The organism is Streptococcus sp. k-402 (assembly GCF_013277515.1).
Taxonomy (GTDB): domain Bacteria; phylum Bacillota; class Bacilli; order Lactobacillales; family Streptococcaceae; genus Streptococcus.
Genome location: NZ_VMNB01000002.1, coordinates 92242 through 119002, shown reverse-complemented (window position 1 = coordinate 119002; position 26761 = coordinate 92242). Strand labels below are relative to the sequence as shown.

24 protein-coding genes and 1 pseudogene are annotated in these 26761 nt (G+C 40.6%); 3 read left to right on the top strand and 22 right to left on the bottom strand.

Annotated features, from left to right (window positions below):
- Nucleotides 1-496: 496 nt before the first annotated feature.
- Nucleotides 497-751, bottom strand: coding sequence for a DUF3165 family protein (locus HT724_RS01205; protein ID WP_173276395.1), 255 nt, complete (start codon nucleotides 749-751; stop codon nucleotides 497-499).
- Between the two features lie 19 nt (nucleotides 752-770).
- On the bottom strand, nucleotides 771-2612 hold the full coding sequence (typA, locus tag HT724_RS01200; RefSeq protein WP_000164111.1) for a translational GTPase TypA: 1842 nt from the start codon (nucleotides 2610-2612) through the stop codon (nucleotides 771-773).
- Between the two features lie 161 nt (nucleotides 2613-2773).
- Between typA and HT724_RS01195 the strand changes: the two genes are divergently transcribed.
- On the top strand, nucleotides 2774-3499 hold the full coding sequence (locus HT724_RS01195) for a pseudouridine synthase (RefSeq protein WP_173276394.1): 726 nt from the start codon (nucleotides 2774-2776) through the stop codon (nucleotides 3497-3499).
- 41 nt (nucleotides 3500-3540) lie between these two features.
- Here HT724_RS01195 and HT724_RS01190 read toward each other — a convergent pair whose 3' ends face one another.
- The 3 genes from HT724_RS01190 to HT724_RS01180 form a co-directional block, all read right to left on the bottom strand.
- Complete coding sequence (locus HT724_RS01190) at nucleotides 3541-3774, bottom strand: hypothetical protein (protein ID WP_001088017.1); 234 nt, start codon at nucleotides 3772-3774, stop codon at nucleotides 3541-3543.
- A gap of 86 nt (nucleotides 3775-3860) precedes the next feature.
- Nucleotides 3861-4241: a rhodanese-like domain-containing protein gene (locus HT724_RS01185; protein ID WP_000259256.1), complete on the bottom strand. Its 381-nt coding sequence runs from the start codon at nucleotides 4239-4241 to the stop codon at nucleotides 3861-3863.
- On the bottom strand, nucleotides 4241-4510 hold the full coding sequence (locus HT724_RS01180; RefSeq protein ID WP_033689072.1) for a YqgQ family protein: 270 nt from the start codon (nucleotides 4508-4510) through the stop codon (nucleotides 4241-4243). Before HT724_RS01180 ends, HT724_RS01185 begins: the two co-directional genes overlap by 1 nt.
- A 62-nt stretch (nucleotides 4511-4572) precedes the next feature.
- On the opposite strand from HT724_RS01180, the gene HT724_RS01175 reads away from it, so the two are divergent.
- Nucleotides 4573-5481, top strand: coding sequence for a LysR family transcriptional regulator (locus tag HT724_RS01175; protein WP_001222592.1), 909 nt, complete (start codon nucleotides 4573-4575; stop codon nucleotides 5479-5481).
- 53 nt (nucleotides 5482-5534) lie between these two features.
- On the opposite strand, the gene HT724_RS01170 is transcribed toward HT724_RS01175, so the two are convergent.
- Genes HT724_RS01170 through miaA form a run of 5 tightly spaced genes read right to left on the bottom strand, consistent with a single transcriptional unit; the run spans nucleotide 5535 to nucleotide 9986 of the window.
- Nucleotides 5535-6290, bottom strand: a complete 756-nt coding sequence (locus tag HT724_RS01170) for an SDR family oxidoreductase (protein WP_173213807.1) — start codon at nucleotides 6288-6290, stop codon at nucleotides 5535-5537.
- A 20-nt stretch (nucleotides 6291-6310) separates the two neighbouring features.
- The gene (gene rnz / locus HT724_RS01165) at nucleotides 6311-7240 is read right to left on the bottom strand and encodes a ribonuclease Z (protein WP_173213809.1); all 930 of its coding nucleotides are present in this window, start codon (nucleotides 7238-7240) and stop codon (nucleotides 6311-6313) included.
- Nucleotides 7241-7254: 14 nt separating this feature from the next.
- Nucleotides 7255-7878 (bottom strand): cystathionine beta-lyase, encoded by a 624-nt coding sequence (locus HT724_RS01160; protein ID WP_173276393.1) that lies wholly within the window; start codon nucleotides 7876-7878, stop codon nucleotides 7255-7257.
- Nucleotides 7871-9109 (bottom strand): GTPase HflX, encoded by a 1239-nt coding sequence (gene hflX, locus HT724_RS01155; protein WP_173276392.1) that lies wholly within the window; start codon nucleotides 9107-9109, stop codon nucleotides 7871-7873. Before hflX ends, HT724_RS01160 begins: the two co-directional genes overlap by 8 nt.
- Nucleotides 9102-9986, bottom strand: a complete 885-nt coding sequence (miaA, locus tag HT724_RS01150; protein ID WP_173276391.1) for a tRNA (adenosine(37)-N6)-dimethylallyltransferase MiaA — start codon at nucleotides 9984-9986, stop codon at nucleotides 9102-9104. The genes hflX and miaA overlap by 8 nt, the downstream gene beginning before the upstream one ends.
- Nucleotides 9987-10106: 120 nt before the next feature.
- Between miaA and HT724_RS01145 the strand changes: the two genes are divergently transcribed.
- Nucleotides 10107-10277 (top strand): DUF3042 family protein, encoded by a 171-nt coding sequence (locus HT724_RS01145; protein ID WP_001051780.1) that lies wholly within the window; start codon nucleotides 10107-10109, stop codon nucleotides 10275-10277.
- Between the two features lie 50 nt (nucleotides 10278-10327).
- On the opposite strand, the gene HT724_RS01140 is transcribed toward HT724_RS01145, so the two are convergent.
- From HT724_RS01140 to ccdA2, 12 genes and pseudogenes are all read right to left on the bottom strand, one after another.
- On the bottom strand, nucleotides 10328-11167 hold the full coding sequence (locus HT724_RS01140) for a thymidylate synthase (protein WP_173276390.1): 840 nt from the start codon (nucleotides 11165-11167) through the stop codon (nucleotides 10328-10330).
- 96 nt (nucleotides 11168-11263) lie between these two features.
- Nucleotides 11264-12223, bottom strand: coding sequence for an ROK family glucokinase (locus HT724_RS01135; RefSeq protein ID WP_173276389.1), 960 nt, complete (start codon nucleotides 12221-12223; stop codon nucleotides 11264-11266).
- A 110-nt stretch (nucleotides 12224-12333) separates the two neighbouring features.
- Nucleotides 12334-13026 (bottom strand): excalibur calcium-binding domain-containing protein, encoded by a 693-nt coding sequence (locus tag HT724_RS01130; protein WP_173276388.1) that lies wholly within the window; start codon nucleotides 13024-13026, stop codon nucleotides 12334-12336.
- A gap of 58 nt (nucleotides 13027-13084) precedes the next feature.
- Nucleotides 13085-13183, bottom strand: a pseudogene (locus tag HT724_RS01125) (alpha/beta hydrolase); the annotation flags it as partial.
- Between the two features lie 9 nt (nucleotides 13184-13192).
- The gene (gene pabB / locus HT724_RS01120; protein ID WP_173276387.1) at nucleotides 13193-14905 is read right to left on the bottom strand and encodes an aminodeoxychorismate synthase component I; all 1713 of its coding nucleotides are present in this window, start codon (nucleotides 14903-14905) and stop codon (nucleotides 13193-13195) included.
- Between the two features lie 68 nt (nucleotides 14906-14973).
- A complete protein-coding gene (locus HT724_RS01115; protein ID WP_173276386.1) occupies nucleotides 14974-20883 on the bottom strand; it encodes a ZmpA/ZmpB/ZmpC family metallo-endopeptidase in 5910 nt (1969 codons plus the stop codon).
- 21 nt (nucleotides 20884-20904) lie between these two features.
- Nucleotides 20905-21468, bottom strand: a complete 564-nt coding sequence (locus HT724_RS01110; protein WP_173276385.1) for a TIGR01440 family protein — start codon at nucleotides 21466-21468, stop codon at nucleotides 20905-20907.
- A gap of 114 nt (nucleotides 21469-21582) precedes the next feature.
- Nucleotides 21583-23274, bottom strand: coding sequence for a sensor histidine kinase (locus tag HT724_RS01105; RefSeq protein WP_173276384.1), 1692 nt, complete (start codon nucleotides 23272-23274; stop codon nucleotides 21583-21585).
- Nucleotides 23271-24008 carry a response regulator transcription factor gene (locus tag HT724_RS01100; protein ID WP_173276383.1) on the bottom strand — a complete coding sequence of 246 codons (738 nt, stop codon included), beginning with the start codon at nucleotides 24006-24008 and terminating at the stop codon, nucleotides 23271-23273. The genes HT724_RS01105 and HT724_RS01100 overlap by 4 nt, the downstream gene beginning before the upstream one ends.
- A 283-nt stretch (nucleotides 24009-24291) precedes the next feature.
- Entirely contained in the window at nucleotides 24292-25404 is a 1113-nt protein-coding gene (gene msrB, locus HT724_RS01095) for a peptide-methionine (R)-S-oxide reductase MsrB (protein ID WP_173276382.1), read from the bottom strand.
- 10 nt (nucleotides 25405-25414) lie between these two features.
- On the bottom strand, nucleotides 25415-25981 hold the full coding sequence (locus HT724_RS01090) for a TlpA disulfide reductase family protein (protein WP_000759275.1): 567 nt from the start codon (nucleotides 25979-25981) through the stop codon (nucleotides 25415-25417).
- 20 nt (nucleotides 25982-26001) lie between these two features.
- Nucleotides 26002-26712 (bottom strand): thiol-disulfide oxidoreductase-associated membrane protein CcdA2, encoded by a 711-nt coding sequence (ccdA2, locus tag HT724_RS01085; RefSeq protein WP_173276381.1) that lies wholly within the window; start codon nucleotides 26710-26712, stop codon nucleotides 26002-26004.
- Nucleotides 26713-26761 lie beyond the last annotated feature (49 nt).

Below are 26761 nucleotides of genomic sequence, written 5' to 3'. Positions count from 1 at the left end.
TATAGAAAAAGATTTTATCTTTTTACAAATCCTTAGAATTATTTTCCTAGTTTAATCCATTACACCCTGAACAACAAGATAATAATACTCTTCAAAAATCTCTTCAAACCGCGTCAACGTCGCCTTGCCGTAGATATATGTAACTGACTTCGTCAGTTTTATCTACAACCTCAAAGCAGTGCTTTGAGCAACCTGCGGCTAGCTTCCTAGTTTGCTCTTTGATTTTCATTGAGTATAAATTTAATCCTTTCTTATTTTGAAAACGATTTCTTATAACTTAAGTATATCACTTTCTATATAATCTATCAACATATTTTGCTAAAATATTATTAGTAATAGAATTTTACAGTTTCCTTAAAAATAGATGTCATTAACGAATTTTATTCTAGTTTTTCCCATTCATATTATCCAAGCAAAAGAGATGATGTTATAGTAAAAAAACAATTCAAACTATTGTAAAATTCCTACCAAAAAAAGAGAGCCGAAACTCTCTTTTTTATCTTCTTTTACTTTTTTTGACTGGCATGAGTGTGATGTCTCTCACACTAAAGTAAGCTAGGATTAACATGGCTATTGCTAGGAACATTTCTGTTGGTAATTGAAAAATTTTCAGAAAAGATAGAGCCAATAAAATCAAGAGTGCCACTAAAATACATACCATAGCGACGATATTGACTGTCCCTTTAATGCTTTCTGGTGTCGCAAATACATAGAGTAGTAATAAGAGGATTCCTATGATTAAATAAACCATCTTTATCTCTTTCTAGCTCTTATTCAGCTGATTTTTTCTTCTTGTTAGCTTTCTCACGCTCTGCCTTGTTAAGGATTTGTTTACGCAAACGGATAGACTCAGGAGTTACTTCCATGTACTCATCGTCGTTCAAGAACTCAAGAGACTCTTCAAGTGTCAAGATACGAGGAGTCTTGATAACAGCTGTTTGGTCCTTAGTAGCTGAACGAACGTTAGTCATTTGTTTCGCCTTAGTGATGTTAACGGTCAAGTCGTTTTCACGAGAGTTTTCACCGATGATCATTCCTTCATAAACCTCAGTACCTGGGTTAACAAAGATTGTTCCACGTTCTTCGATAGACATGATTGAGTAAGTTGTAGCCTTACCAGCATCGATAGAAACAAGGGCACCACGGTGACGTCCACCAATTTCACCTGGAATCAATGGCAAGTATTGGTCGAAGGTATGGTTCATGATACCGTAACCACGAGTCATTGACAAGAACTCAGTTGAGTAACCGATCAATCCACGCGCTGGAACAAGGAAGACCAAACGAGTTTGACCATTACCAGTTGAAATCATATCCAACATTTCACCCTTACGTTCAGAAAGGCTTTGGATAACAGACCCTTGGTATTCTTCTGGAGTGTCGATTTGTACACGCTCAAATGGCTCACATTTAACACCGTCGATTTCTTTTACGATAACTTCTGGACGAGATACTTGAAGTTCATATCCCTCACGACGCATTGTTTCGATAAGGATTGACAAGTGCAATTCTCCACGTCCTGAAACAGTCCATTTATCTGGTGAATCAGTTGGGTCAACACGAAGGGAAACGTCTGTTTGCAATTCAGCCTGCAAGCGTTCTTCTACCTTACGAGAAGTTACCCATTTACCTTCTTTACCAGCAAATGGTGAGTTGTTGACCAAGAAAGTCATTTGAAGAGTTGGCTCATCGATGTGTAGGATTGGAAGAGCTTCAACTGCGTCTGTCGGAGTGATGGTTTCACCGACAAAGATATCTTCCATACCTGAAACGGCAATCAAATCACCTGCTTTGGCTTCTTGGATTTCACGACGTTCCAAACCAAAGAAACCGAAGAGTTTTGTAACACGGAAGTTTTTAGTTGTGCCGTCAAGTTTAGAAAGGGTAACTTGGTCCCCAACCTTCACAGTACCACGGAAGACACGACCGATACCGATACGTCCAACGAAGTCATTGTAGTCCAAAAGTGACACTTGGAACTGCAAAGGCTCATCTGAGTTATCTACTGGAGCTGGGATATGGTCGATAATCGTGTCAAAGATTGGTGCCATAGTAGCTTCTTGGTCAGCTGGATCATCTGACAATGAAGAAGTTCCGTTGATCGCTGAAGCATAGACCACTGGGAAATCAAGCTGGTCGTCATCTGCACCAAGCTCAATGAAAAGTTCCAAGACTTCGTCCACTACTTCTGCTGGACGAGCTGATGGTTTATCGATTTTGTTGACAACCACGATTGGGACAAGGTCTTGTTCCAAGGCTTTTTTCAATACGAAACGAGTCTGTGGCATTGTTCCTTCGTAGGCATCTACGACCAAGACAACACCGTCAACCATTTTCATGATACGCTCAACTTCTCCACCAAAGTCCGCGTGTCCTGGTGTATCCATGATGTTGATACGAGTTCCGTTGTAGGCAACGGCTGTATTTTTAGCAAGGATGGTAATTCCGCGCTCTTTTTCGATATCGTTTGAGTCCATAGCACGCTCTGCCAATTCAGTACGTGCATCAAGCGTCTCTGATTGTTTCAACAATTCGTCAACCAGAGTTGTTTTCCCGTGGTCAACGTGGGCGATAATCGCAATGTTACGGATATCTTCTCTTAATTTTGTCATGATTTCCTCTATAATATTCAAAATTTATTTTCTAACTGAACGATTATACCATAATTTCAAGTAAATAACATAACTCAAGCAAGTGTAAATGTTTTCACTCTGCTTTTCTTTTCACGTCAAGCCTTTTCAAAGTAAGAGACTTATGATAAGATAGGCACAGTATGCGTTTAGATAATTTATTAGCCCAAGAAAAAATCAGTCGAAAGGCCATGAAACAAGCCTTACTCAAAGGGGACATTCTCGTCGATGGTCGCCCAGCCCGCTCCCTAGCTCAAAATATCGATACAGGACTACAAGAACTCCTTTTTCAGGGCCAAATCATTCAAGGCTATGAGCACACCTATCTTATGCTTCATAAGCCTGCTGGTGTCGTTACAGCCAATAAAGACAAGGAACTCCCAACCGTTATGGATCTCCTTCCAACTGACATCCAGTCTGATAAACTCTATGCCGTCGGTCGACTGGACCGAGATACGACTGGTCTCCTCCTCTTGACCGATAACGGTCCCTTGGGCTTTCAGCTCCTCCATCCCCAATATCATGTCGATAAGACTTACCAAGTCCAGGTTAATGGACTTCTAACACCTGACCATATCCAAGCCTTTCAAAAGGGAATTGTCTTTTTAGATGGTACTGTCTGTAAACCCGCAAAACTAGAGATTCTATCTGCAAGTCCCTCCCTCAGTCAAGCCTCTATCACCATTTCAGAAGGAAAATTTCATCAAATCAAGAAAATGTTCCTCTCGGTTGGTGTTAAGGTGACTAGCCTCAAGAGAATCCAATTTGGGGACTTTACATTGAACCCAGATTTAGCAGAAGGTAACTACCTCCCTTTGAACCAAAAAGAGTTACAAATCATTAAAAACTATTTAGAGATGAGTCGATAAAATAAAAAAAGCTTTAAAACTAAAGCTTTTTTGTTTTTTGCTTATCTAAAAACTACTGCGATTGTTAGAATCCAGTTAAGAACAGAAACTACAAGTCCTACGATGTTGAGAATTTTTTCTGTTTTATAGTCCAGTCCAGATTCTTTTTGGTATGAAAAAGCCAAAACCAATCCTATGATCCCCAAAATCAGACTCACTATTGGAGAAAGCAAACCAAGGACGATAGATAAGATACCTAAAATAAGTGAAGGTTTTTTCTTTTCTTGTGAATTCATATTATAAAATCTCCTTAAAATTAATATAAATGATGATACCATAAAATGCTAGCTTTATCTATCATTCGACAGATTTTTACAGAATGTTAGCTAGTCTTCACTTTCCCTTTCCAAGAATCCAAACCATAAGAAAGGATATAAATCTCAGAAAAACCTTGTTTTTTCAAGTAAAGGGCCGCATTTGTGACACGTTGCGCACGTTGGTTTTCGTAGAGAAGGACAGGTTTGTCTTTACGCAGGGCTGCAAGACTAGTCTTCAACTGACTTGAAGGAATATTACGGGCACCAAGGATATGTTTTCTGTGGAATTCTGCTGGATCACGCAAATCAATCAATTGACCTGTACGAATCAAGGCTTCAAATTCCTCATTATCCACAATTTTAGCCGCACGGCGAATACGAAGATAGTTAAAGCCCATCCACGCCAACATTGCCAGTATAAGTGCCCACAAAATCCAAGTAACCATTAGTTCTTTTCTCCATTTTTCTCAATATAATCCAATTCTACCTTGTGCTCTCTGCGAAGAACCGCTTCCGCTTCCAGATAATCCAGTTTGTCCATCAGCCCTGCATCGTAAATCCGAGAGAGTTCCAACTTCATCAGTTCAATATCATATAAGCGTTTTCCCATATAAACAATAATACCAAATCGTTTGAGGAATTGCTGCACATCATAGAATGTTTTCATAAGACTCATTCTAGCAAATTTTTGTGTTTTTTTCAAGAAGAGACTCACACAATACCTTGATTTTCCTATCTTCCTTGGCGATTCTGACGCAAGTGTGGTACAATAAAAACATGAGAATTCAACAATTACATTATATTATCAAAATCGTCGAAACTGGCTCCATGAATGAGGCAGCCAAGCAACTCTTTATCACTCAGCCGAGTCTTTCCAATGCTGTGAGAGATTTGGAAAATGAAATGGGTATTGAAATCTTTATCCGCAATCCCAAGGGCATTACCCTGACCCGTGATGGAATGGAGTTTCTCTCTTATGCCCGTCAGGTTGTCGAGCAAACTCAGCTTCTGGAGGAACGCTATAAAAATCCTGTCGCCCACCGTGAACTCTTTAGCGTTTCGTCTCAACACTATGCCTTTGTGGTCAATGCCTTTGTATCGCTACTCAAGAAAAGCGATATGGAAAAATACGAACTCTTCCTTCGTGAAACTCGTACTTGGGAAATTATCGATGACGTCAAGAACTTCCGTAGTGAGGTCGGTGTCCTATTTTTGAACAGCTACAACCGTGATGTTTTAACCAAGATGCTGGATGACAATCATCTGCTGGCTCACCATCTCTTCACAGCACAACCGCATATCTTTGTCAGCAAGACCAATCCTCTGGCAAAGAAAGACAAGGTCAAACTATCTGATTTGGAAAACTTCCCTTATCTCAGCTATGACCAAGGGACGCACAACTCCTTCTACTTTTCAGAAGAGATTCTTTCCCAAGAACACCACAAGAAATCCATCGTAGTCAGCGACCGTGCTACCCTCTTTAATCTCTTGATTGGTTTGGATGGATATACCATTGCAACAGGGATTTTGAACAGCAACCTCAACGGAGACAATATCGTTTCTATCCCACTGGATATTGATGACCCAATTGAACTGGTCTATATCCAGCATGAGAAAACCAGCCTATCTAAGATGGGCGAACGCTTTATCGACTATCTACTAGAAGAAGTCCAGTTTGATAGTTGATAAATGATAAGAACCAATATGTAGGCTAGCAACAACCTGCATATTGGTTCTTTTTACTTATAATTAAAAGTCTCCCCTGCCAACTTATCAGCTAGCTTAGGAAAGAGGGTATAAAACTTATGGGCTAGGTTCAACAACATCGGTAGATTGAGTTCTCGTTTGTTTTTTCCTATAATCTTGACAATCTTTTTAGCCACTGCATCTGACTCTAGCAGGAAGCGTTCAACCGACTTAAGATAGGTACCATCTGGGTCGGCTTGGTCAAAAAATCCTGTTCGGATTGGTCCTGGATTAACCGTCGTTACATAAACACCATAGGACATGAGTTCGAGGCGCAGAGCATTTGAAAAACCAATGGCCGCAAACTTGGTCGCTGAGTAGAGACTAGACTTGCCAGTAGCGATCAAACCTGCCATGCTAACAATATTGATGATATGGCCTTTTCGACTTTCCTTCATTCGAGCCGCAAGGCGACGAGACAGATTCATTAGGGCAAAGGTATTGACCTCGAACATCTGATGAATATCTTGGTCGGAAATCTGGTCAAATTCCTCAAAAATCCCGTAACCAGCGTTGTTAATCAAGACATCAATCTTGCCATAGCGGAGATAGAGGTCAGTTACCAGAGTTTCTAAGGCTGAATCATCGGTAATATCGATTTCAATCAATTCTGCACAGGGATGATTTCTGTAGATTTGGACTAATTTTTCCTTATTTCGACCAAGCAAGATGAGTTGGTCATTGGGCAGGAGTTTGACCATTTCTTGGGCTAGACCACCGCTAGCTCCGGTAATGAGAATAGTAGACATACTTATCCTTTCTCAAGCTTTTAGATTTCCACTTCTTCCAAGTCTTTGACCACATGGACATTTTCAAAAACACTAGCAGCGTCTTTCTTGAGTTTGCTGATATCTTTTGAGAGAAAACGGGCACTGATATGGTTGAGCAAGAGGCGTTTGGCACCTGCTTCTACCGCTACTTGTGCAGCTTGCATGTTAGTAGAGTGGCCATGGTTACGAGCAATTTTTTCATCACCCTTGCCATAAGTGGATTCATGGACAAGGACATCGGCATTAACAGCCAGACGCACACTGGCACTAGTTTTTCGGGTGTCACCAAGAATAGTGATAATCTTACCTGGACGTGGCGCTGAGATATAGTCAGCTGCCTTGATTTCAGTCCCATCTTCGAGAACAACGTTCTGACCGTTTTTGATTTTTCCAAAAAGTGGGCCAAATGGGACGCCAGCAGCCTTGAGCTTTTCAGCATCCAAGGTACCTTCTAGGTCCTTTTGCATGACACGATAGCCAACACAGAAAATAGTATGATCCAGCTCCTCTGCATACACAGTGAATTTATCAGTTTCAAGGATTTTTCCTAAAGAATCTTGGTCAAACTCATGAAAATGAATACGGTAAGGCAGACGCGAACCTGACACACGAAGGCTGGTTAAGACAAATGACTTAATCCCTTGCGGTCCATAGATTTCCAAATCTGTCTGCTCTTCATTGGCCTGAAAGGCACGGCTAGAAAGGAAACCTGGCAGACCAAAAATGTGGTCTCCATGCAAGTGAGTGATAAAGATTTTGCTGACCTTACGTGGTCGAATTGTGGTTTCCAGAATGCGATTTTGCGTACCTTCTCCACAGTCAAAGAGCCAGACTTCGTTAATCTCGTCCAAAAGTTTCAGGGCGAGACTTGAAACGTTGCGGGCTTTAGAGGGCTGGCCAGCCCCCGTTCCTAAAAATTGAATATCCATTCGATACTTCCTAATTAATCAATATATAACATGGCTGTGCGGTTTTCCGATCGGAAATAGCGCTTGCCAGAAAAAGCAGTAGCTTCTTGTAATAGCTCCTCTTGGCTGTATCCTTTAAGACGCTTGCGACCATCAGCCAAGCTTTCCAAATCAGTCAAAGCTGTTAGACTCTCCATGCTAACAACTTCCTCATCTCCAACAGCCTTCATGTAAATCTTGCCAGACTCCTCAAAGACCAGTTGATGGGGGAAAATTTGCGCAATTTCAAAAAGCAAGTCATCTGAGATTACCTTTTCATTTTCAGAGAAAATCCGACCCAGACCCTCACTCTCATAGCAAAAACCAAAGGATTTACCAGACAGGTTAAGGCGAATAAAAGGTTTGTTTTCAAGAGTGAAACTAGGTTCAGCATTGTAGAGATTCAGTTCCTGACTGACTTCTGCAAAATAATTCGTCGCAGTCTCAGGACTCTTTTTCTGGTATAGCTCTGCAAAGTAGGCATTGACCACACTTGGCGGAGGGGTGATCAGTGCCAACTGCTCCTGCTCTGTCTTGCCAGCTAGAAGCTGATCCAGATAGACCTTATCCAGACTTGTATAGCCCCCATATTTTAGAGCCAACGTTTTAATATCAGTCATAAAATTCCTCTAACCTCCATTTATTTTTCTCGGAAATGTAGCCTGTAATTACTTCGCCGTCCTCCTGATAATCGCGTTCTTCAAGAATCGCAACACTTTCTAAATCGTGAATCTTGTAGGACTTTGAAAAAGACACGCGCAAGGTAAATCTCTCAAAAATCTCCTTGATTTTCTCTAAAAATAGTGCCTGCAAGTTCTCACGACTATCCTCAGACTTGGCAGAAATCAGGGAATAAGGCGTCTGAGTAGGTGTAAAATCCTCCACCAAATCCGCTTTATTATAAAGGGTCAGGCGAGGAATATCCTCCATGTCCAAGTCTTTCATGATGGAAAGGACCGTTTTTTCATGCTCTTCATGGTAAGGATTGCTGGCATCGATAACATGAACCAGAAGGTCTACATGCTTGCTTTCTTCCAAGGTTGACTTGAAACTGGACACCAACTCTGTCGGCAAATCTTGGATAAAGCCCACAGTATCAGTCAAAGTTACTTGGAGATTGCCCCCCAGATGGATACTCTTAGTCGTCGCATCCAGAGTCGCAAAGAGCTCGTCAGCCTCATACTGGGTCTTACTGGTCAAGGTGTTCATGATAGTTGACTTCCCTGCATTGGTGTAACCAATCAGACCAATCTTAAAGGTGCTAGACTCCAGACGTTTTTCTCTGACAGTCGCCCGATTTTTCTCAACCACCTTGAGCTGACGCTCGATATCCGTGATTTGATTGCGAACACTCCGACGGTTCAGTTCGAGCTGACTTTCACCAGGACCACGGGAACCAATTCCCCCTGCCTGACGGCTGAGCATAATTCCCTGACCAACCAAGCGAGGCAAGAGATATTTGAGCTGAGCTAGGTGGACTTGGAGCTTCCCTTCATGGCTTCGAGCTCGCATGGCAAAGATATCCAAAATCAACTGCATACGGTCAATGACCTTGACACCCAGAACTTCTTCTAAATTGACATTTTGCCGTGGAGTTAAACGGTTGTTGACAATGACAGTGGTAATTTCTTCTGCATCCACCATGAGCGCAATTTCTTCCAACTTACCAGAGCCGACGAAGGTCTTGGAATCATATTTTTCACGTTTTTGTCTGTAGCTATCTACAACAACTGCCCCAGCTGTCTTAGCTAGACTGGCCAATTCTTCCATGGAGAGGTCAAAATTGTCCATGCCCTGCAATTCTACACCAATCAGCAGAACCCGTTCCTCTTTTTTCTCCGTTTCAATCATCTAAAAACTCCTCTATCTGGCTTAAAATGCGGTCTTGCACACCAGCTTCTCCAATCTGATAAAAGGTGACCTGCATACGATTACGGAACCAGGTCAACTGACGCTTGGCAAAACGGCGGGTCGCCTGTTTGAGACTCTCACTAGCTTCCTCCAAGGTCTGCTCTCCACGGAAATAAGGAAAGAGTTCCTTATAGCCAATACCTTTAGCAGCCTGCACATCAGGGTAATGGTCAAAAAGCCACTTGGCCTCATCCAAAAGCCCAGCCTCAAACATCAAATCCACTCGATGATTGATTCGTTCATATAATTGACTGCGCTCATCATCCAAGCAGATAATCAGCGGTTCATATAGACTCTCTTGATTTTCCAAATCCTGACCAAAATGAGCAATTTCCAAGGCACGCATAGCACGACGACGATTAAACTGGGGAATCTCAAGACCTGCTTGCGCCACCAGATGAGCTAATTCCTCATCTGAATATGGCTCCAAACTAGCTCGATAGTCCAAAATCTCCTCATGGGGAGTCTCCCCACCCAGGTGATAACCTTCTAGCAAGCTCTGGATATAAAGCCCAGTCCCACCGGCTATAATGGCTAGCTTGCCACGGCTGTGAATATCCTCAATAGCCATCTTAGCTTCTGAAACAAAATCAAAAGCCGAGTAAGACTCGGTTACCTCTCTAACATCGATTAAATGATGGGGAACAGCTGCCTGCTCTTCTGGACTAGCCTTAGCCGTCCCAATATCAAGTTCTCGATAGACTTGCTGGCTATCTCCACTAACCACTTCGCCATTAAAACGCTTGGCCACTTCAATGGCAAGGGCTGTTTTTCCAACAGCAGTCGGTCCAACAATCACAATTATTTTTGTTTTCATCTTTTTTCCTTGAAAAATTCCCATTTTTTCGTTACTATTATTATAACACAAAAAGGTCAGTCAGAAAAATGTGACCTCTTGAGGAGGCTGGCTGATTGAGAATATAAAGGAGGAAGACTCATGGCTAAAGGATTCGCTAAAGGTCTTGTAACAGGTGTCGCAGGAACTGTCGCTGCCGTTGCAGGTGCAGTATACGCATTTAAAAAGAAAGTAATCGAACCAGAAGAGCAAAAAGCAGCTTTCATCGAAGAAAACCGTAAAAAAGCAGCTCGTCGCCGCGTATCACGTTAAAAAACAAAAGAAGTTGGGATTTATTGTCTCAACTTCTTTTTTCTATTCTTTTAAATAGCTAGGTCAAACTTCAACTGTGGCTTGACAGGGTCATAATCCACCAACTCAAAATCTTCTGCTTTAATATCAAAGAAACTAGTCCCATCAGGAACATTTAAAACCAAGCGAGGTTGGCAGTTTGACGGCTCACGACGAAGCAATTCCTGAGCTTGTTCAAATTGATTGTCATAGATATGGAGGTTGTTGATGAAATAGAAGAACTTCCCAACCTTCCAGCCAAAATGCTTGGCAATCATCATTTGAAGAGCCACATACTGCATAGCATTGATGTGGTGGGCCACCAGCATATCGTTAGAACGCTGAGTCAAGGTTGCATCAAAATAGATTTCCCCATCTACACGGCGGACATCAAACATGGTCTGAAAGGCGCATGGGAGTAGCCCATCTGTCTCCTCAAAAGCTTGATAATCCCAGAGAGAGATAATATTGCGGCGGTTCCAAGGGTTAGCTTCTAACTGTTTGAGAAGCTTGTTGATGATATCGTGTTTCTTAACAACTGCACCATAGCGCTCACCAATGGTTCCTGTATCTCCCACTTCCCAGTCATTCCAATAGTGAACATTGTACTTATCATTAAGCACTTCTAGGCTATTAGACTGGTCTTGGTAAATCCAAAGTACTTCCTTGATGGCGGATTTAATTGCAATGGGACGCAAGGTTGTGATGGGAAATTCGCCCTTAGCCAAATCATACTCGGCAAATGCACCCGTTACATACTTGGAGTTGGCAACAGTCCCATCCTTGTACTTAGGACGAGCCTGCTCTGAGAAAACACCTTCCTTTAGAATGCGTTCAATATTCTCTTTAAAAATCGTATCTGCTTTTGTCATTTACTCTCACCTCATTTATTTCCTAACTAGTATAGCATAAAAAAGAAAAGAGGAACATTACTAACTCTAGGTTAGCATTTTTCCTCTCTCATTATCTTATTGCAATACAAGTGATGCTGCTCCGATAACTCCAGCGTCATTTCCTAGAGTTGCAAGAGCTAATTTAGTGGATGTGCGTACTTGTGGGAAACTATTTTCGTCGTAAACTTTTTGAACACCTTGTAGAAGGAATTCTCCCGCAGCTGATACTCCACCACCAATTACGATTGTTGATGGGTTTAGGATTGAGCCAATGTTAGCACAAGCGATTCCCAAGTAACGTGAGAAGTTACGGTAAACAATCAAAGCAAGGTCGTCTCCTTCTTTTGCAAGGTCAAAGACAGTCTTAGCAGTTACTTCTTCTCCGTTATCAATCAAGCGTTTCAAGACTGCATCGCCTTCGTATTCATCGGCATAGCGACGAGTCAAATTGACAATACCTGTTGCTGAAGCAACTGTCTCAAGGCAACCTTTCTTACCGCAAGTACATGCGATTGGTTGATCAAAGTCAACAGTGATGTGGCCAAGCTCACCTGCTGCACCAGCAACACCGTGAAGCAATTTGCCTTCAGCGACAATACCGCCACCAACACCAGTACCGAGTGTCATAAAGACAACGTCTGGTTGGTTATCACCAGCCCCCATCCAACGCTCACCAAGAGCTGCTACGTTGGCATCATTATCGATGAAGAATGGAATACCCAAGGCTTTCTCAATTTTTTCTTTGATTGGTTGAAGGGTTTTCCAGTTCAAATTGTAGGCACCAATAACAGTTCCTTTTTCACGGTCAACAACACCTGGTGACCCCATTCCAATACCTTGAAAGTCTGCTGCTGCCAATCCAAGCAAGTCCAAACGGTGTTGAATAGACTCAATCATATCATCTACGATATGACTTCCCTCATCCAAAATGTTAGTTTTGATAGACCATTTTTCTTGGATTTCTCCTGCTGTTGTTAAGATTGCAAATTTGATAGAAGTTCCACCAAGGTCAATCCCAATAATCTTTTGACTCATCATATTCTCCTTTTTCATTGTATAATAGTTGAAAATGCTTACAGCACTAGTATAACAAAATTCATTTACTTATGCAAAGGTTTGCATTAACTTTCTAAATTTTATCTGATTTATGGTTTCCAGAGACCTGAAGCATCTACGTAGTAACGTCCATCATCAACTCGCTCATTCTTAGCCATTTTGCCATCTGATTTCAAATAGTAGTTTCCTTGCCATGCATTGCGAGCATAAGAACCATCTGATTTCAAGTAATACCAGGCTTGGTAAGAAGAGTCATAAACCCACTCACCTTGTGACATTTTACCGTTTGACTTAAGGTAGTAAGCTCCTTGCCATGCATTCTTTGCATAAGAACCATCTGATTTCAAGTAATACCAAGCTTGATAGGAAGAATCATAAATCCATTCGCTCTGGGCCATTTTCCCGTCTGCTTTCAGGTAATAGCTTCCCTGCCAAGCATTTTTCACTGGATTTCCATTTCCATCAAAGTAGTACCAAGCGCCGTCCTGCTTAACCCAACCACTTGTTGTTGCTGAACTTGTATCAGTTTGAGCCACAGTTGCTTGTTTTGATTTAAAGGCGCCCTTAGAGGCATTTCCCAATTCGCAAGCCACACCATCATGATCACGGTCTAACTTGGCAGAATAACCAGGGTCTCCCTCATGAAGATCTGAATAGCCATTAGCCCAAGCTTCCTTACAGCTAGAAAAATGGATGTTTTCTTCTGCTAAAACTGGTTGTGAAAACAAAGCTAAAACTGACAACGTCGCCAAACTCATTTTAAAAAATAGACGTTTGTTCATTTGTTTCTCCTCTAACGATGTTATCGATTTCACTATTATTTTATCAAACTTATTTCAGCAATTCAAGAGTCTCTGTGGGCTTATCCTTCAATTGATTCCGAACTTCTTTCCAACTCTCTGCTGACTGCCCTAGACCGTGTAAAAATATCAGTTTCATCTAGTTCTCCTAAAGGCTTAGTTCATACAAGCCTCTCACTGCATTACAGCCGTAAATAGCTTCTGCTTGGGCTAAATCTGCCAAGGTCAAGACTTTCTCTTCTACCTGTCCTGTTTCTAGTAAATACTGACGGTAAATTCCTGGCAAGATTCCAAGTTCAATAGGCGGTGTGTAGAGTTTTCCAGCGATTTTCAGAACTAAATTTCCGATAGAGGTTTCAAGCAGTTCTCCTTTTACATTATGGTAAATGATTTCCTGTTTCCCTAGAGTCAAATGCGGTCGGTGAGTGGTTTTAAAATAGGTAAAGGATTGATTCAAATCAGCTTCCTGAAGGCAGAGTTGTGCATAGCAGAAGGTTGGACTGAGGGGTGTTAATACTTGACGATCGACCTCTATCTTTCCAGACTTGCTAAGGCTAATTCGCAAGCGGTAATCTTGATCAATGTCACAATCCTGACACTCTTCCTCAATCTTGTGTCTCAAGTCTTCTGAATCCAAAGGAAAGGCAAAATAGCGACTAGCTTTTTGGAGTCTTTCCAAATGTTGTTCTTCAAACAGCAAGTTCTTCTGGCTGATTTTCCCAGTAGTAATCAGCTGAAAACGAGCTTGTTTACGATAGAGAACTGCTGCCTTTTGATGAACCTCTCGGTATTCAGATTCCCATGTGCTATCCCATGTAATCCCTCCGCCAACTCCATAAATGGCTTGACCTTTGTGAAGTTGAATGGTACGAATGGCCACATTAAAAATCCGTCGTCCATTTGGAAGCAAGAGACCAATCGTTCCACAGTAGACTCCACGCGGTTGTGGTTCTAAGTCCTTTATAATCTCCATAGTCGCAATTTTCGGAGCTCCTGTGATGGATCCACAAGGAAAGAGAGAGCGAAAAATGGAAACCAAGTCCACATCTGGTCGCAACCGACTCTTGATGGTCGAAGTCATCTGCCAAACAGTAGAATACTGCTCCACTTGGCACAGACGTTCTACATGCTCACTTCCGACCTCAGACAGACGGTTCATGTCATTGCGCAAGAGGTCCACAATCATCATGTTTTCAGAACGATTTTTGGGGTCCTGTTCCAACCAACTGGCCTGCCCTAAGTCTTCTTGGTCAGTTACCCCACGCTGAGTCGTTCCCTTCATTGGTCGCGTAGTCAATTCGCGGTCATTTTGCTCAAAAAAGAGCTCTGGACTCATGGAAATCACTGCCATCTCGTCATGTTCCACATAGGCATTGTAGCCCGCCTCCTGCTCTACCACCATGCGATTGTAAATGGCAAAAGGATTGGCACTTAACTTTTGCTTGAGTTGGACGGTGTAGTTGACTTGATAGGTGTCTCCCTGTCGCAAATGATGATGTATCTGGGCAATAGCCTTTTCATATTTCTCTGCAGACGTTACTTCCTGCCAATCAGAAGGCAAATCAACCTCATCATAAGTCAGAGGAATAGGGGAAGTTTCTACCCTATCATGAACGGTAAAATATAGCAGGTACTCTCCCATCAGGGGAGCCTTGTGAACTGCTAATTTCTCCTCAAAAGCAGGTGCAGCCTCATAGCTGACATAGCCCACCACATAATAGCCCTGCTCTTGGTATCTTTCCACTTGTGCTAACAAGGCTGTTACTTCTGTTAAATCTCTGGTTTTCAACTCTTTGATAGGCTGGGTAAAGGTGTATCTCTCCCCTAAAGCCCTAAAATCAATCACTGTTTTTCTATGCATACCTTAAGTATAGCATAAAAAGGCAGATACAGCCAAGCTGATCCACCTTTGTAATGATTTTGTTAGCACTATGCCTGTGATTCATTGAAGAGATTCCCAGAGAAACCGTCGGATTTGTACAAGAGTTGTTTGAAGACTTTCTCTTTCAAGCCTACAGTATTTCTATATTTACGCTCTACTTTAGAATCGTTCAATTCAGCTAAATCTTTTTCAACAGCAGTACTGAATAGAGTCTTCAATCTGTCATAACTTGTAATCGTTTCACCATTAATTTCAATGGCAGTGAATCCATTATTAGCTTTATCTTTAATTTCTTGGAACCAATGTTGCTTCCAATCCTCAAGTGTGTTGTATACATTTTTAGATACTTTCTTAATAATAAATTTATCACTTAAATTGTTTTCACCATCCTTTTTCGCTTCACCTTTATATTTATTGGAAACATATCCAATAAATCCATTTTCATATCCGAAGTAACCCCACATACGGAAAGCATTGTGTTTGAATGATAGGGCTCCCGGAGCACCATCACTAGTATTACCACCGTAGATACCGGTCATCATATTAACGTTAACGTATGCAGATCTAAAATCTTCAGGACGATACACCCCGTTACCTGGAGCACCATGTTTTGTAATAAAGTTATTGTTAACTAAATCATTAATATTATTCAACTCAAGTGCTTTTTCTTGTTCGCTTAAGTCACGCACTTCATCCCATTGGTTAGGTCCAACTAGATGTTTATTATCACCATCAGTATGACGCATTTTCTTATCAACTTTCTTAAACCATTTACTATTATCACCATTAAGTTTCCCAATAACTGCATCAGCTTCAAGATAATCTAACATCATCAGTGCCTCATTATAGTTCTTCATATAGTGGTCAATTTCTTTACGTGATTTAAGATTATTAGGGTTATAATTATACCATTGATTTCCATCGTTTTCACGTTCAAAAGCCATATTTAGTCCTAAAGCACCATACTCACCTTGGTGACCTTGAGTAGCAGGTGATTGAAGCATACCTTGTGCGAAGGCTTCTAAGAATGTACCTTCTCGGTGTGTGTACCCTCCATAATAAACTACGCGGTCATTTATGTGAGTAGTTTCATGTGTAAATGCTGAGGATCCATACTCGCTAATCATATCAGACATAACAAATACAACTTTTGCACGATTATCATTCTTATCATCATAATAAGTTGCATAGGCTCCGGCAACAGCCCCATTAGGACCGTAATGCTCACCTACAGGGCCATAAAGTTCACGGGTTGGAGCATAAATACCTTTACCATCTTCAAACTTACCATATTTATCCATCCATTTACCCCAATCATGTCCCCAAACTTGGTATCCTTCCCAAACAGGAGTAACAATCTCTTTTGCCAATAAATTCTTAACATTCTCATTTGCAAGTCGGTACCAGAAATCAAGATAGTTAAGATGCCTATTTGCCGCCAAATCAATTTTATCTTTGAAATTTCCAAGTGTCGTATTGTATTTATTAGCTGTACCAAATGAAATTGTGTTATACGTAGAAATCAGGAATGCTTGTGTTTGCTTTAGATTTAAAAGTGGAAGAATCATCTTCTGATGATATCCTTTGGATAGATTATCAAATGCTCTATATTTAGCATTTTTAAGACCTTCTTCACGAGATTGTTTTTCAACAACGTATACTTTACCTTCAGTCGCATGAATAAACCAATCATTTATATTTTTATCTGAAGTTAAAAGTTCCATATTGTATTTTAAGAAGTCAATTAAGTTACCCGAGCGAGTAGAAGCACTCAAAACTTCACGGAATGCATCATGTGTACGATGACCTTTAAGATTGTTCTCTTTAGAGCCAATTTCAATCAATCGATCTAATACATCTATATTTTTACCATAGAAATCTGGTTTGAATAACATTAATTCTTTAATATTTACTTCTCCAAATTTTACTCCGTAATAACGATTTAGATACGTTAATCCAAGAATTAAAGCGGCTTTATTCTTTTCAACTTTATCTAAAATCATTTGTTGTGCTACTAGTGAATCATTTAATTGATGATTTTCGTTTTGAACTAACTTAGTCACTAGTTCTGTTAAGTTATTCTTCACATAATCAAAGCTTTCTTCTAAGTAAAGATTTTTCACCGCATCAAATCTTCCTGCTCCCGGTCGGTTAAAGTGTTTATAAATAACATCTGATTGTAATTCAATCGGACTTAATTTTGAAACAATTCCATTCACTAAACCATCATAATTTTTTTGAACAATATTTAATGTATATTTAACTCCTAAATCTGTTACAGTGTATTCTTTAACATTACTTAATCCTTCTGTACTGCCAGATAGATTTAAGTATTCTTTTGTTCCATCCGCATAGTGAATCATAATTTTATTCACTTCTTCTAAATTTGTAACGAATTCTGTATCATGCATTGGTGTTACAGAAAGAACTTCTTTCGTATTTAAGTTATGTGCTTTATCCAATTTATTAGCTTGATGTACAATATATTCTTTATTATAGAATGGTTGTAATTTTTCAAAATTCTTATATGCTAATTTATATTCATCGTTATAATCTTGGATTTGATCATAAGCAGAATTTTGAGACACTGTTGCGTTTAATGTAGCCACTAGTGATTTTTCGCTTTCAAAAGTATTAGCAGTAATATTATAGCTAGCTACTTTTTCATCAGCTTCTTCTTTTGTTAATTTAATTTGTTTATTAGGATATTTAGTGTATGACTTTTTACCTTCACTATATCCAGCTACACTGTATAATTTATCAATTTGTGGATGTGCATAATCATCATCAATATCATTTGAACCAAATAACATTTCTGCATTTTTCACTTTTACATAACTAACATTATCTTTTACTGTACCAAAAGGCCATGTCTTACTTGCAAACGCTCCAGTTTGTACTGGCGTAACTACATTAATCATTCCTTTGGCAACAGATTTGGTCAAGTTTCCTTTAGTTCCAGTTAAATAATCGCCTACCATTCCGTATTCAACATATGGAATTAATGAGCTTGCTCGTACGTTATTACCTGTTAATATTGCATCTACATAAGTTCTCGTTACAATGCCTCGATAATTTTTATCAGCAATACCACCTAACATAGAACCATTTGCATGTAATTTTCCGATGAATGCAACATTTTCAATGCGAGTTCCATCGTTCATATTATTAACAACACCCGCTACATTATTACGTCCAATAACAGAACCTGTAATTTTAACATCTTCAATGACAGAAGTGCCATTCATTGTATTTGCTATTGTAGCAACACCATCATCATTTTTACGATCGATATCGACATCTTCAAAATTAATATTTTTTATAGTAGCATTCTTAATAACATTGAATAAAGGTCGTTCTAACTCTGTAATAGCATAACGTTTTCCGTCTTCACTTAATAATTTTCCTGTAAATTCACTCGTGATATACGATTTTCCATTCGCAGATGCATTTCTAGCACTCATACTTTGACCTAATCGGTATTCTCCTGCTGGATCTTTTTGCATTGCTGAAACTAAATCTTCAAAATCATAATAAACATTTCCGTTAGCTGCAACTGATTTTTCAATGTAATGAGTATATTCAGATTCAAATGTTTGATCTTTTTGACGCCCAACTAAATTATCTGCTGTTGCAGTTACTTTATACATTTGTTTTCCATCAACGGTTACTTCTTCAATATTTTTCACTGCTAATAATGTTGATTTTTGATCATGTGAAGTGACTTTTAAGTAGTATTTACTCTTATCCTCTGGGATTGATTTTAATCTAGATTCATTCGTTTCTGTTTCTTGATCATATTTAATTAAATCAGTTCTTCGAATATCTTTGATTTCAACTTTTTTAAGGTCTAATTGAATTTGTTTATCTTCTAATTTCTCAGTTTCTTCACCTTCTCCACGATCATAAACCATTGTAGTAGATAGGGTGTAACCTTGATAATATTTCAATTTATCTAAAGTAGCGTTTAATTTATTTTCAGCAACCGTTACTTCTTTAACAAGTTGTCCATCTTTATCTTTTAATGCTAATTTGATGGATTTGATTTCTACTCCAGCTGGTTTTGTCAATGTATAACTAGCTGTCGCACTCTTCTTCAAGACATCTTTTTCAGTATTAGCCCATTGTAAAGTAGGTTTTTCTAAACCTTTTGTTCCTTGTTTGATAATTTTATCTTGAGGTTGTAAGATAACTTTTTCTTCTACTGTTGGAGCTTCGTTTGTTTTTTCTCCGCGAATTGTTTTATAGGTTTCAGTAATTTGTTTCTTACCGTTTACACCTTCTTGAGCAACTGTAGTTGTTCCACGTTTTAAAGTGTCATCATCTTCTGTTTTTGTAGCAAAAGGAATGGCTTCTTCTCTTGTTTCAATTGTTGTTCCTTCAACTGGTTTTGTTCCTTTTTTAACGACTTTAGAAACGGCAGGCGTTTTTACTTCTGTAGTTGTAGAAAGAACTTTATCTGTCTCTACACCTTCCACTGTTTCGTAAGTTGTTTTCGTAAGTTGAACTCCTTTAGACCCTTGACGTTCAACAACTTCTTCATCTACATATTTTGTGTCATCCGGAACTACTTCTGTTGTGAAATCTAATTCACTTTCGGTAGACTTCTCAACTGTACCTGCTGTTACTTTATATTCTGGGTTTACTTCTTGTACTGGTGCTTGACCTTCTTTGCCTTCTTCTTGCGTACCTTTAGCTGTTTTGGTCTCCTCTGTTGGTTCTACAGTTTCTTCAGCCTTGGTCTCTCGAGAGACTTCTACTGGTTTCGGGGTTTCTTCCGAAACCTTCTCTTCCTCAGAAGCTTCTGGTTGCTTTTCTGGAGAGACTGGTGCCTTTTCGTCTTCACTTGGCGCGACTGGTTCACCTGCTTGTTCAACTTTTGGTTCCGTTTGTTTTTCTACAGCAGGCGTTTCAACTTTTGGTTCTTCAACAGGTTGATTAGCAGCCTCATCTTTTGTTTCTACTACTTCTGGCTGTGTATCTTCTTGTTTCGGTGTCTCTTCCGCTCCCCTATCTTCTTTAGGATCTTCTGGTTGTGATGAATCTTTTGGTATCCTTGGTTGCTCAGGTTGTGTAGGTTGCACGGGTTGTTCTGGGACTTTTGGTTGTTCTACTGGTGGTTCAACGTTTGGCTCCTCAGCTTGTTTATCTGATGGTTGACTTTCCGATTTGACTGGTGCTTGTTCATCTGTTTTTGACTCAACTACTCCACTTACTTCTTCAACTGGAGCTGGTTCTGCTGAAACTTCTTTTTCCTCTTCTACTTTAGGGAGGGTTTCGTCAGTAGGAGTTACCTCCGATTTTGGTTCTTCCTTTGGACTTTCTTCTGTTTTAGGTGCTTCTTCCTTTGGAGCTTCCTCTGTCTCTACTGCTTGGTTTTCCGGCCTCGCTTGCTCCTGATTTGTTGCTGATTGAGGAGTCTTAACTTCGACTACAGTCACCTCTCCAGGTTTAGCTGAGGCTTCTTCTAAAACAGTGTCCAAGCCAAGCGTTTTGAGGATGTCACCTGATAGATAACCAACATAGCGATAGCCCTCCATTTCAACAACACCCTCTCGACTAGCCGGTGCTAGGGTCGCAACTGGGTCTACAGCTCCTGCACTAGGAAGGACTACCAATCCCATAGCTCCAACTAGAAAGACGCTGGCAATTTTCTTTCTCTTGTAGATTAAAAGCAAGCTCCCAACAGTCAGCAAACCAAAAGCTGTCAAAACAGATGCTTCTGTCCCTGTTTGTGGCAGCTGGTCTTTTTGATACACCAAACCATAGACAACTTCATTCCCATCAGGCTTTCCTGTCTGAATTAAATCTTTAGCTTCTTGTGAAATAACCTCTTTATCTACATAGTGATAGGTAGCTGCGTCCACTACAGAAGGAGCCATCAAAAGGCTTCCAAGAAATACAGAACCTACAACTCCCTTAATCTTACGAATTGAAAAACGGTCTTTTTTAAACACTTTCATCTCCTTTATTCATTCTCACGACTTTCTAATAGAATCTTGCGGATAGTGCGCACGCGCACCTCCGATTAATTTTGGACGACTAGCAAGAGCCGTTACATGGGCATGGCCAATTTCTCTCAAAAGAGGACGAATTGGAACCTGAACATGCTTGACATGCATACCAATTGCAGTGTCTCCGATATCCAATCCAGCATGAGCCTTGATAAATTCAACCTCAACGGGATCTTGCATAAACTTGAAGGCTGCCAACTGACCTGAACCTCCTGCATGGAGAGTAGGAAGGACACTGACCATTTCCAGACCAAACTGCTCTGCCACCTGACGTTCAACAACGAGGGCCCGATTGACATGTTCACAGCCCTGAACGGCTAGATGAATGCCTTTTTCTTCTAGAATATCTAGGATGGTCTTCACAATGATTTCCCCAATTTCTTGGCTGGATTCTTTGCCAATCTGACCCCCTATCACCTCACTAGAAGAAAGGCCCAAAACAAAGATAGATCCTTGCTTCAAATTGGCCTTTTCTAATACATCTTCTACAATCTGGCTTGTGTCTCTTTGAATGTCTTTTTCCTTCATACTTGATACCTCTTTTGTCATTATCTATCATATCGTTTTTTCTACGTTTTAGCAAGATAGACAACCTAGAAAGCTTGCCCAATTACGCATAAAACTCCCAGAATTGACTGGGAGTTAATTAGTTTCTATTCTATTTATGTATATTTCCACTTTCGTCCCTTTTGAGGGGGCAGAATCGATCTTCATCTGATAATTGTCTCCAAAATGAAGTTTGAGTCTCTGGTTAACATTTTGAAGACCAACTCCCCCACGTTTGAGTTGACTTTGACTATTATCAGCAGCAGCCTGGAAGCCAACTCCATCATCCTCAATACGGATGACCAATCCTGAATCCTGTTTCTGGACAGAAAGTTTAATATGGCCCTGACCTTCCTTTTCCTTAATGCCATGGTAAAGAGCATTTTCCACCAAGGGTTGTAGGACCAGCTTAGGCAAGACTAAATTATCAAAGGCAGGGTTTTCATCAATCTCATATTCCAGCTTATCTCCATAACGTTGTTTCTGGATAAAGAGGTACTGGCGAACATGATTGATTTCGTCAGACAGACAAATCAAGTCCTTGCCTTGATTAAGCGCCAAGCGGAAATAGGTTGCCAAGGACTTGGTCACCTGAACCACTCGCTGACTATCCTGAAATTCAGCCATCCAGATGATGGTGTCCAGAGTATTATAGAGGAAATGCGGATTAATCTGGCTCGATAGAGCTTGAAGTTGGTACTGACGGGTCGTTTCTTCCTGCCTGCGAATAGCTGCCATCAGCTGATCAATCTGATTCAACATAGCATTGAACTGGCAAGCCACCTCTCTCAGTTCATAGGCACCCGTTTCCTTGGCACGAAGATTCTGATTACCAGAAGCAATCTTCATCATGGTATCTCTCAAGTCCTTCAAAGGAGCAATCCAGCGCTTGAGACTGAACCACACCAAGGAAAGACAAGCAAGAAGAGATGTGACACTAGCACCAAGCAAGGTCCACAAGAGTTGATTCCGAACCTGGTCTAATTTCTCCAGTGAAGACACGCCAAGCACCGTCCAATCAGTTCCAGCAATCTTTTCTTGACTGACATAGGATTGGCGGTCTGGAGTATAGCCTTGCCCCGTCTCAATGTAGGGTTTCATGGCCTCCATTTCGCTAGACGAACTATAAACTGTATGTTTAGGATGGTAAACAAATTCATGGTTTTCATTGATGATAAAGGCGAAGCCCTGCTGACCCAACTGAAGTTGATTTAGATAGGCTTCCAGAGTTTCATAAGAAATATCCAAACGAAGTACACCCAGATTGGCTCCCTTTGCATCAAGAAGTTCTTGAGTAACAGAAATGACCCACTGACTATCTGATTTACGAGCTGGAGTCAAAACGGGCATAGCTCCCTGATGAATGGCCTTTTGGTACCAATCCTCAGTCATCATATCAGAGGAAGTTTTCATCTGCACACTATCATCTGTAGAAATGACCTGACCGGATTTGGTTACCAGCACAACAGTTTTCAAGTCCTGATCTGCCTTTAAGATGGTCAAAAACAGATTTCGAATTCCCTTGACCTTGTCTTGACTGGGATTCTCAGCATAGGCTAGGACATCCGCCTGCTGGGTCAAACTCGTCGAGGTGGTTTCTAGTTTTTTAATATAAGACTGAATAAAGTGGCTAGTCTGGCTGATAGTCGTTTGGCTATTGCCCTCAATGCTAGCCTCAATGGCAGAGGAACTAGATTGATAGTAGAAAGTTCCAACCAGAGCTAGGAGAATGAGAAAGACCAGAAAGATGGAAATAACCATTCTGACTAGAAGAGACAAACGCTTCATCGACCTTCCCCCTTCTTAAACTGACGAGGTGTCACACCTGCAATCTGTTTAAAACGTTGGGTAAAATAGTTCATATCTTCAAAACCAACCTTTTCGGCTATCTCATAAATCTTTAAATCTGTAGTTAAAAGCAAGAGCTTAGCTTGTTTGACACGTTCTCTCACCAGATAATCCTGAAAAGGCAAACCCAACTCTTTCTTAATCAAAGAACTCAGATAAGTAGGGCTAAAACCCAAGTCACTGGCTAAAGACTTTAAGCTAAACTGGCTATCAGACAGATGGGACTGGATTTTCTGGGCCATGTTTCCTTCAAACTTATCGGTCAATAAATCTTGTAACTGCTCTTCCTTTTCTTCTTTACCCAACTTTTGCTTGATTTTCCCCAACATTTCCTCAATATCCTGACGAGAAAAGGGCTTGAGCAGGTAGTCGTCCACGCCTAGTTTGACAGCAGACAAGGCATAATCAAAATCATCGTAGCCTGTTAAAAAAACTAGATGCACCTGAGGATAGGTTTCTCGAACCAGACTGGCCAACTGGATGCCATTCAGCTGAGGCATATTGATATCGGTTAAAACAATGTCTGGCACCTGCTTTTGAATCAATTCCCAAGCCTGCCTTCCATTTTCAGCCTGACCGATGATTTCCATATCGTAGGCTGCTACATTAACCAGCTTGGTCAAGCCTTGTCTTACCAGATATTCATCTTCTACGATTAAGATTGTGTAGGTCATGCTTCTCTCCTTTGTCACTTACTAGTATCAGTATAGCAAAATTCTCCTCTAACTGCTTAGGAAAGACTTCTTATACTCAATGAAAATCAAAAAGTAAACTAGGAAGCTAGCCGCAGCTTACTCAAAGTACAGCTTTGGGGTTGCAGATAAAAATTCTTGATATTATGTGTTTTATTGTTAGAAAATTTGCTTTATTCTCTCCTCAAATTGAGTTTTTGCCCAGTCTCAATCCTACCCACGGCAAGGCGACGCTGACGTGGTTTGAAGCGATTTTCGAAGAGTATTAATCAACATAATCTAGTAAATAAGCATAGCCTTTTTCTTCCATTTGATCTTTGGGAATAAAGCGGATAGAGAGACTATTAATACAGTAGCGCAAGCCACCCTTGTCCTGTGGGCCGTCCGTAAAGACATGGCCAAGGTGAGAATCTCCTACTCGGCTTCTCACTTCCATGCGCGTCATATTGTAGGACTTATCTTCCTTGTAAGTGGCAACATCTGGACTGATTGGTTGGGTGAAACTAGGCCAACCACAACCAGACTCAAACTTATCCTTTGATGAAAAGAGAGGTTCTCCAGTTGCTACATCCACATAGATACCGGATTCAAATTTATCCCAGTAACGGTTTGAAAAAGCTCGTTCTGTTTGATTTTTCTGGGTAACTGCATACTCCTCAGGTGACAAGGTCTTTTTCAATTCCTCATCACTTGGTTTTGGATATTTGCTGGCATCAATGACGGGATAGGCCGCCTGATTGACATTGATATGGCAGTAGCCATTTGGATTTTTCTTGAGATAGTCTTGGTGATAATCCTCTGCCACCACGAAATTCTTCAAAGGCTCCTTTTCAACTGCTAAAGGTTGGTCGTATTTCTTAGCCACTTCATCAAAGACTTGGTTAATCACCTCTAAATCCTTGTCATCTGTGTAATAAACACCAGTACGGTACTGGGTTCCCACGTCATTTCCTTGTTTATTTTTGCTGGTTGGATTGATAATGCGGAAATAATGAAGCAGAATTTCCTTGAGGGAAATTTGATTGGCGTCGTAAGTGACATGGACGGTTTCCGCATGTCCTGTTTGGTTGATCAATTCGTACTTGGTTGTTTCCCCTCTACCATTCGCATAGCCTGATACGGCATCTGTCACACCGGGAACGCGTGAGAAATATTCCTCAACTCCCCAGAAACATCCCCCGGCTAGATAAATTTCGTGCAAGTCTGCATCTTTACTCACTTCTGTTTTTTTCACTGTTTTTCCTCCTTGGCTAACTGATGCTTTCTCAATTTGCGAGCTATCTGTCTGCCCTGCATTTCGCATCAATAGAAAATAGAAACCGGTTATGGCTAGGAAAAATACTCCTAGCAACAAGATGATTTTTAGCTTATCATTCATAGGACACCTCCTAGGCTAATTCCTTCAAAGTTTGCAAAATCGCATCTTTTTCCATAAAACCTGGTTGGGTTTTGACCAATTTTCCTTCACCATCTATAAAGGCTTGAGTTGGGTAGGAACGAACGCCATAAGTTTCCAAAAGTTTGCCTGATGGGTCAACTAGGACTGGGAAATTTTTATAATCCAATCCCTTATACCAATTCTTAAAGTCCGCTTCAGATTGCTCTCCCTTGTGTCCTGGTGACACTACTGTCAAGACCACATAGTCGTCGCCAGCTTCTTTAGCAATTTCATCCGTATCTGGAAGACTAGCCAGACAGATGGAGCACCAAGAAGCCCAGAATTTGAGATAGACTTTCTTGCCCTTGTAATCAGACAAGCGATAGGTCTTGCCATCTACTCCAGTTAGCTCAAAATCAGCCACCTCTTTCCCTTTAGCCGTGCTTGTTTTACTAGCTGTCTGCTCCATCTTCATTTCATCTTTCATTTGGTGTTCACTGGTCATGGACTTGCCTGAACAAGCCGTCAAACAAAGGAGCGAACCTGCTCCAAGAACACATGTTTGCCATTTTTTCATACTGATATTCCTTTCCATTTTTATTCAAATAATTGACTTAAAATTGAAGCATTTCCAAATAGAACCAAGAGTCCCATCACAATAATGAGAAAACCACCCACTTTTTTGAGAATCCCGAGATAGGGATGAAGTTTTCGGAAATGTTTCAAAACATAACTAGAGGCCAGAGCTAGAAGCAAGAATGGTAGCGCCAAGCCCAACGTGTACACCAACATGAGACCCGCTCCCTGCCAAGCACCTGAGCCACCTGAAGCCGCCAAGGCTAAAACAGAGCCTAGAACCGGCCCCACACAAGGTGTCCAAGCAAAACTAAAGGTCAAGCCCAGTAAAAATGCCTGACTATAGCCCTTACCATTTTGCCCCTGTCCTTGCAGTTGTAACCTCTTTTCCTTATAAAGCCCCTTAAAGTGTAGAATCTCCATCTGGTGCAAGCCTAAGAGAATGATAACCGCACCCGTCACATATTGGAACCAAGAAGCATAAAGCAAATCGCCTAAAAAGCCAGCTCCATAACCTAGTAAGATAAAAATAAAGGAAATCCCCGCTATAAAGGCCAGCGTTCGCAATAAACTAACAACTGAGATTGAAAATTTGTTGCTAGAAGCCTGAGCACCATCCTTATCATCTAGTAACACCCCTGCATAGACTGGTAACAAGGGTAAGATACAAGGAGAAAAGAAGGATAGAATCCCTGCCAAAAAGACACTTAGAAAAAAGAAAATATGACCCATAAAGTTCCTCCTATCATTTTATTGATAGATTTATTATACTCCTTCCATT

What these genes read in the sequence shown, in the direction of transcription:
- HT724_RS01185 (WP_000259256.1), bottom strand. Translation starts at nt 4,241, where the DNA reads ATGGTTACTTGGATTTTGTGGGCACTTATACTGGCAATGTTGGCGTGG.
- hflX (WP_173276392.1), bottom strand. Translation starts at nt 9,109, where the DNA reads ATGATTGAAACGGAGAAAAAAGAGGAACGGGTTCTGCTGATTGGTGTA.
- HT724_RS01105 (WP_173276384.1), bottom strand. Translation starts at nt 23,274, where the DNA reads ATGAAGCGTTTGTCTCTTCTAGTCAGAATGGTTATTTCCATCTTTCTG.
- HT724_RS01090 (WP_000759275.1), bottom strand. Translation starts at nt 25,981, where the DNA reads ATGAAAAAATGGCAAACATGTGTTCTTGGAGCAGGTTCGCTCCTTTGT.
- HT724_RS01100 (WP_173276383.1), bottom strand. Translation starts at nt 24,008, where the DNA reads ATGACCTACACAATCTTAATCGTAGAAGATGAATATCTGGTAAGACAA.
- HT724_RS01195 (WP_173276394.1), top strand. Translation starts at nt 2,774, where the DNA reads ATGCGTTTAGATAATTTATTAGCCCAAGAAAAAATCAGTCGAAAGGCC.
- HT724_RS01145 (WP_001051780.1), top strand. Translation starts at nt 10,107, where the DNA reads ATGGCTAAAGGATTCGCTAAAGGTCTTGTAACAGGTGTCGCAGGAACT.
- typA (WP_000164111.1), bottom strand. Translation starts at nt 2,612, where the DNA reads ATGACAAAATTAAGAGAAGATATCCGTAACATTGCGATTATCGCCCAC.
- HT724_RS01170 (WP_173213807.1), bottom strand. Translation starts at nt 6,290, where the DNA reads ATGTCTACTATTCTCATTACCGGAGCTAGCGGTGGTCTAGCCCAAGAA.
- HT724_RS01130 (WP_173276388.1), bottom strand. Translation starts at nt 13,026, where the DNA reads ATGAACAAACGTCTATTTTTTAAAATGAGTTTGGCGACGTTGTCAGTT.
- HT724_RS01160 (WP_173276393.1), bottom strand. Translation starts at nt 7,878, where the DNA reads ATGACTGATATTAAAACGTTGGCTCTAAAATATGGGGGCTATACAAGT.
- msrB (WP_173276382.1), bottom strand. Translation starts at nt 25,404, where the DNA reads ATGAATGATAAGCTAAAAATCATCTTGTTGCTAGGAGTATTTTTCCTA.
- ccdA2 (WP_173276381.1), bottom strand. Translation starts at nt 26,712, where the DNA reads ATGGGTCATATTTTCTTTTTTCTAAGTGTCTTTTTGGCAGGGATTCTA.
- HT724_RS01205 (WP_173276395.1), bottom strand. Translation starts at nt 751, where the DNA reads ATGGTTTATTTAATCATAGGAATCCTCTTATTACTACTCTATGTATTT.
- HT724_RS01135 (WP_173276389.1), bottom strand. Translation starts at nt 12,223, where the DNA reads ATGAGTCAAAAGATTATTGGGATTGACCTTGGTGGAACTTCTATCAAA.
- HT724_RS01175 (WP_001222592.1), top strand. Translation starts at nt 4,573, where the DNA reads ATGAGAATTCAACAATTACATTATATTATCAAAATCGTCGAAACTGGC.
- miaA (WP_173276391.1), bottom strand. Translation starts at nt 9,986, where the DNA reads ATGAAAACAAAAATAATTGTGATTGTTGGACCGACTGCTGTTGGAAAA.
- HT724_RS01110 (WP_173276385.1), bottom strand. Translation starts at nt 21,468, where the DNA reads ATGAAGGAAAAAGACATTCAAAGAGACACAAGCCAGATTGTAGAAGAT.
- HT724_RS01190 (WP_001088017.1), bottom strand. Translation starts at nt 3,774, where the DNA reads ATGAATTCACAAGAAAAGAAAAAACCTTCACTTATTTTAGGTATCTTA.
- rnz (WP_173213809.1), bottom strand. Translation starts at nt 7,240, where the DNA reads ATGGATATTCAATTTTTAGGAACGGGGGCTGGCCAGCCCTCTAAAGCC.
- pabB (WP_173276387.1), bottom strand. Translation starts at nt 14,905, where the DNA reads ATGCATAGAAAAACAGTGATTGATTTTAGGGCTTTAGGGGAGAGATAC.
- HT724_RS01140 (WP_173276390.1), bottom strand. Translation starts at nt 11,167, where the DNA reads ATGACAAAAGCAGATACGATTTTTAAAGAGAATATTGAACGCATTCTA.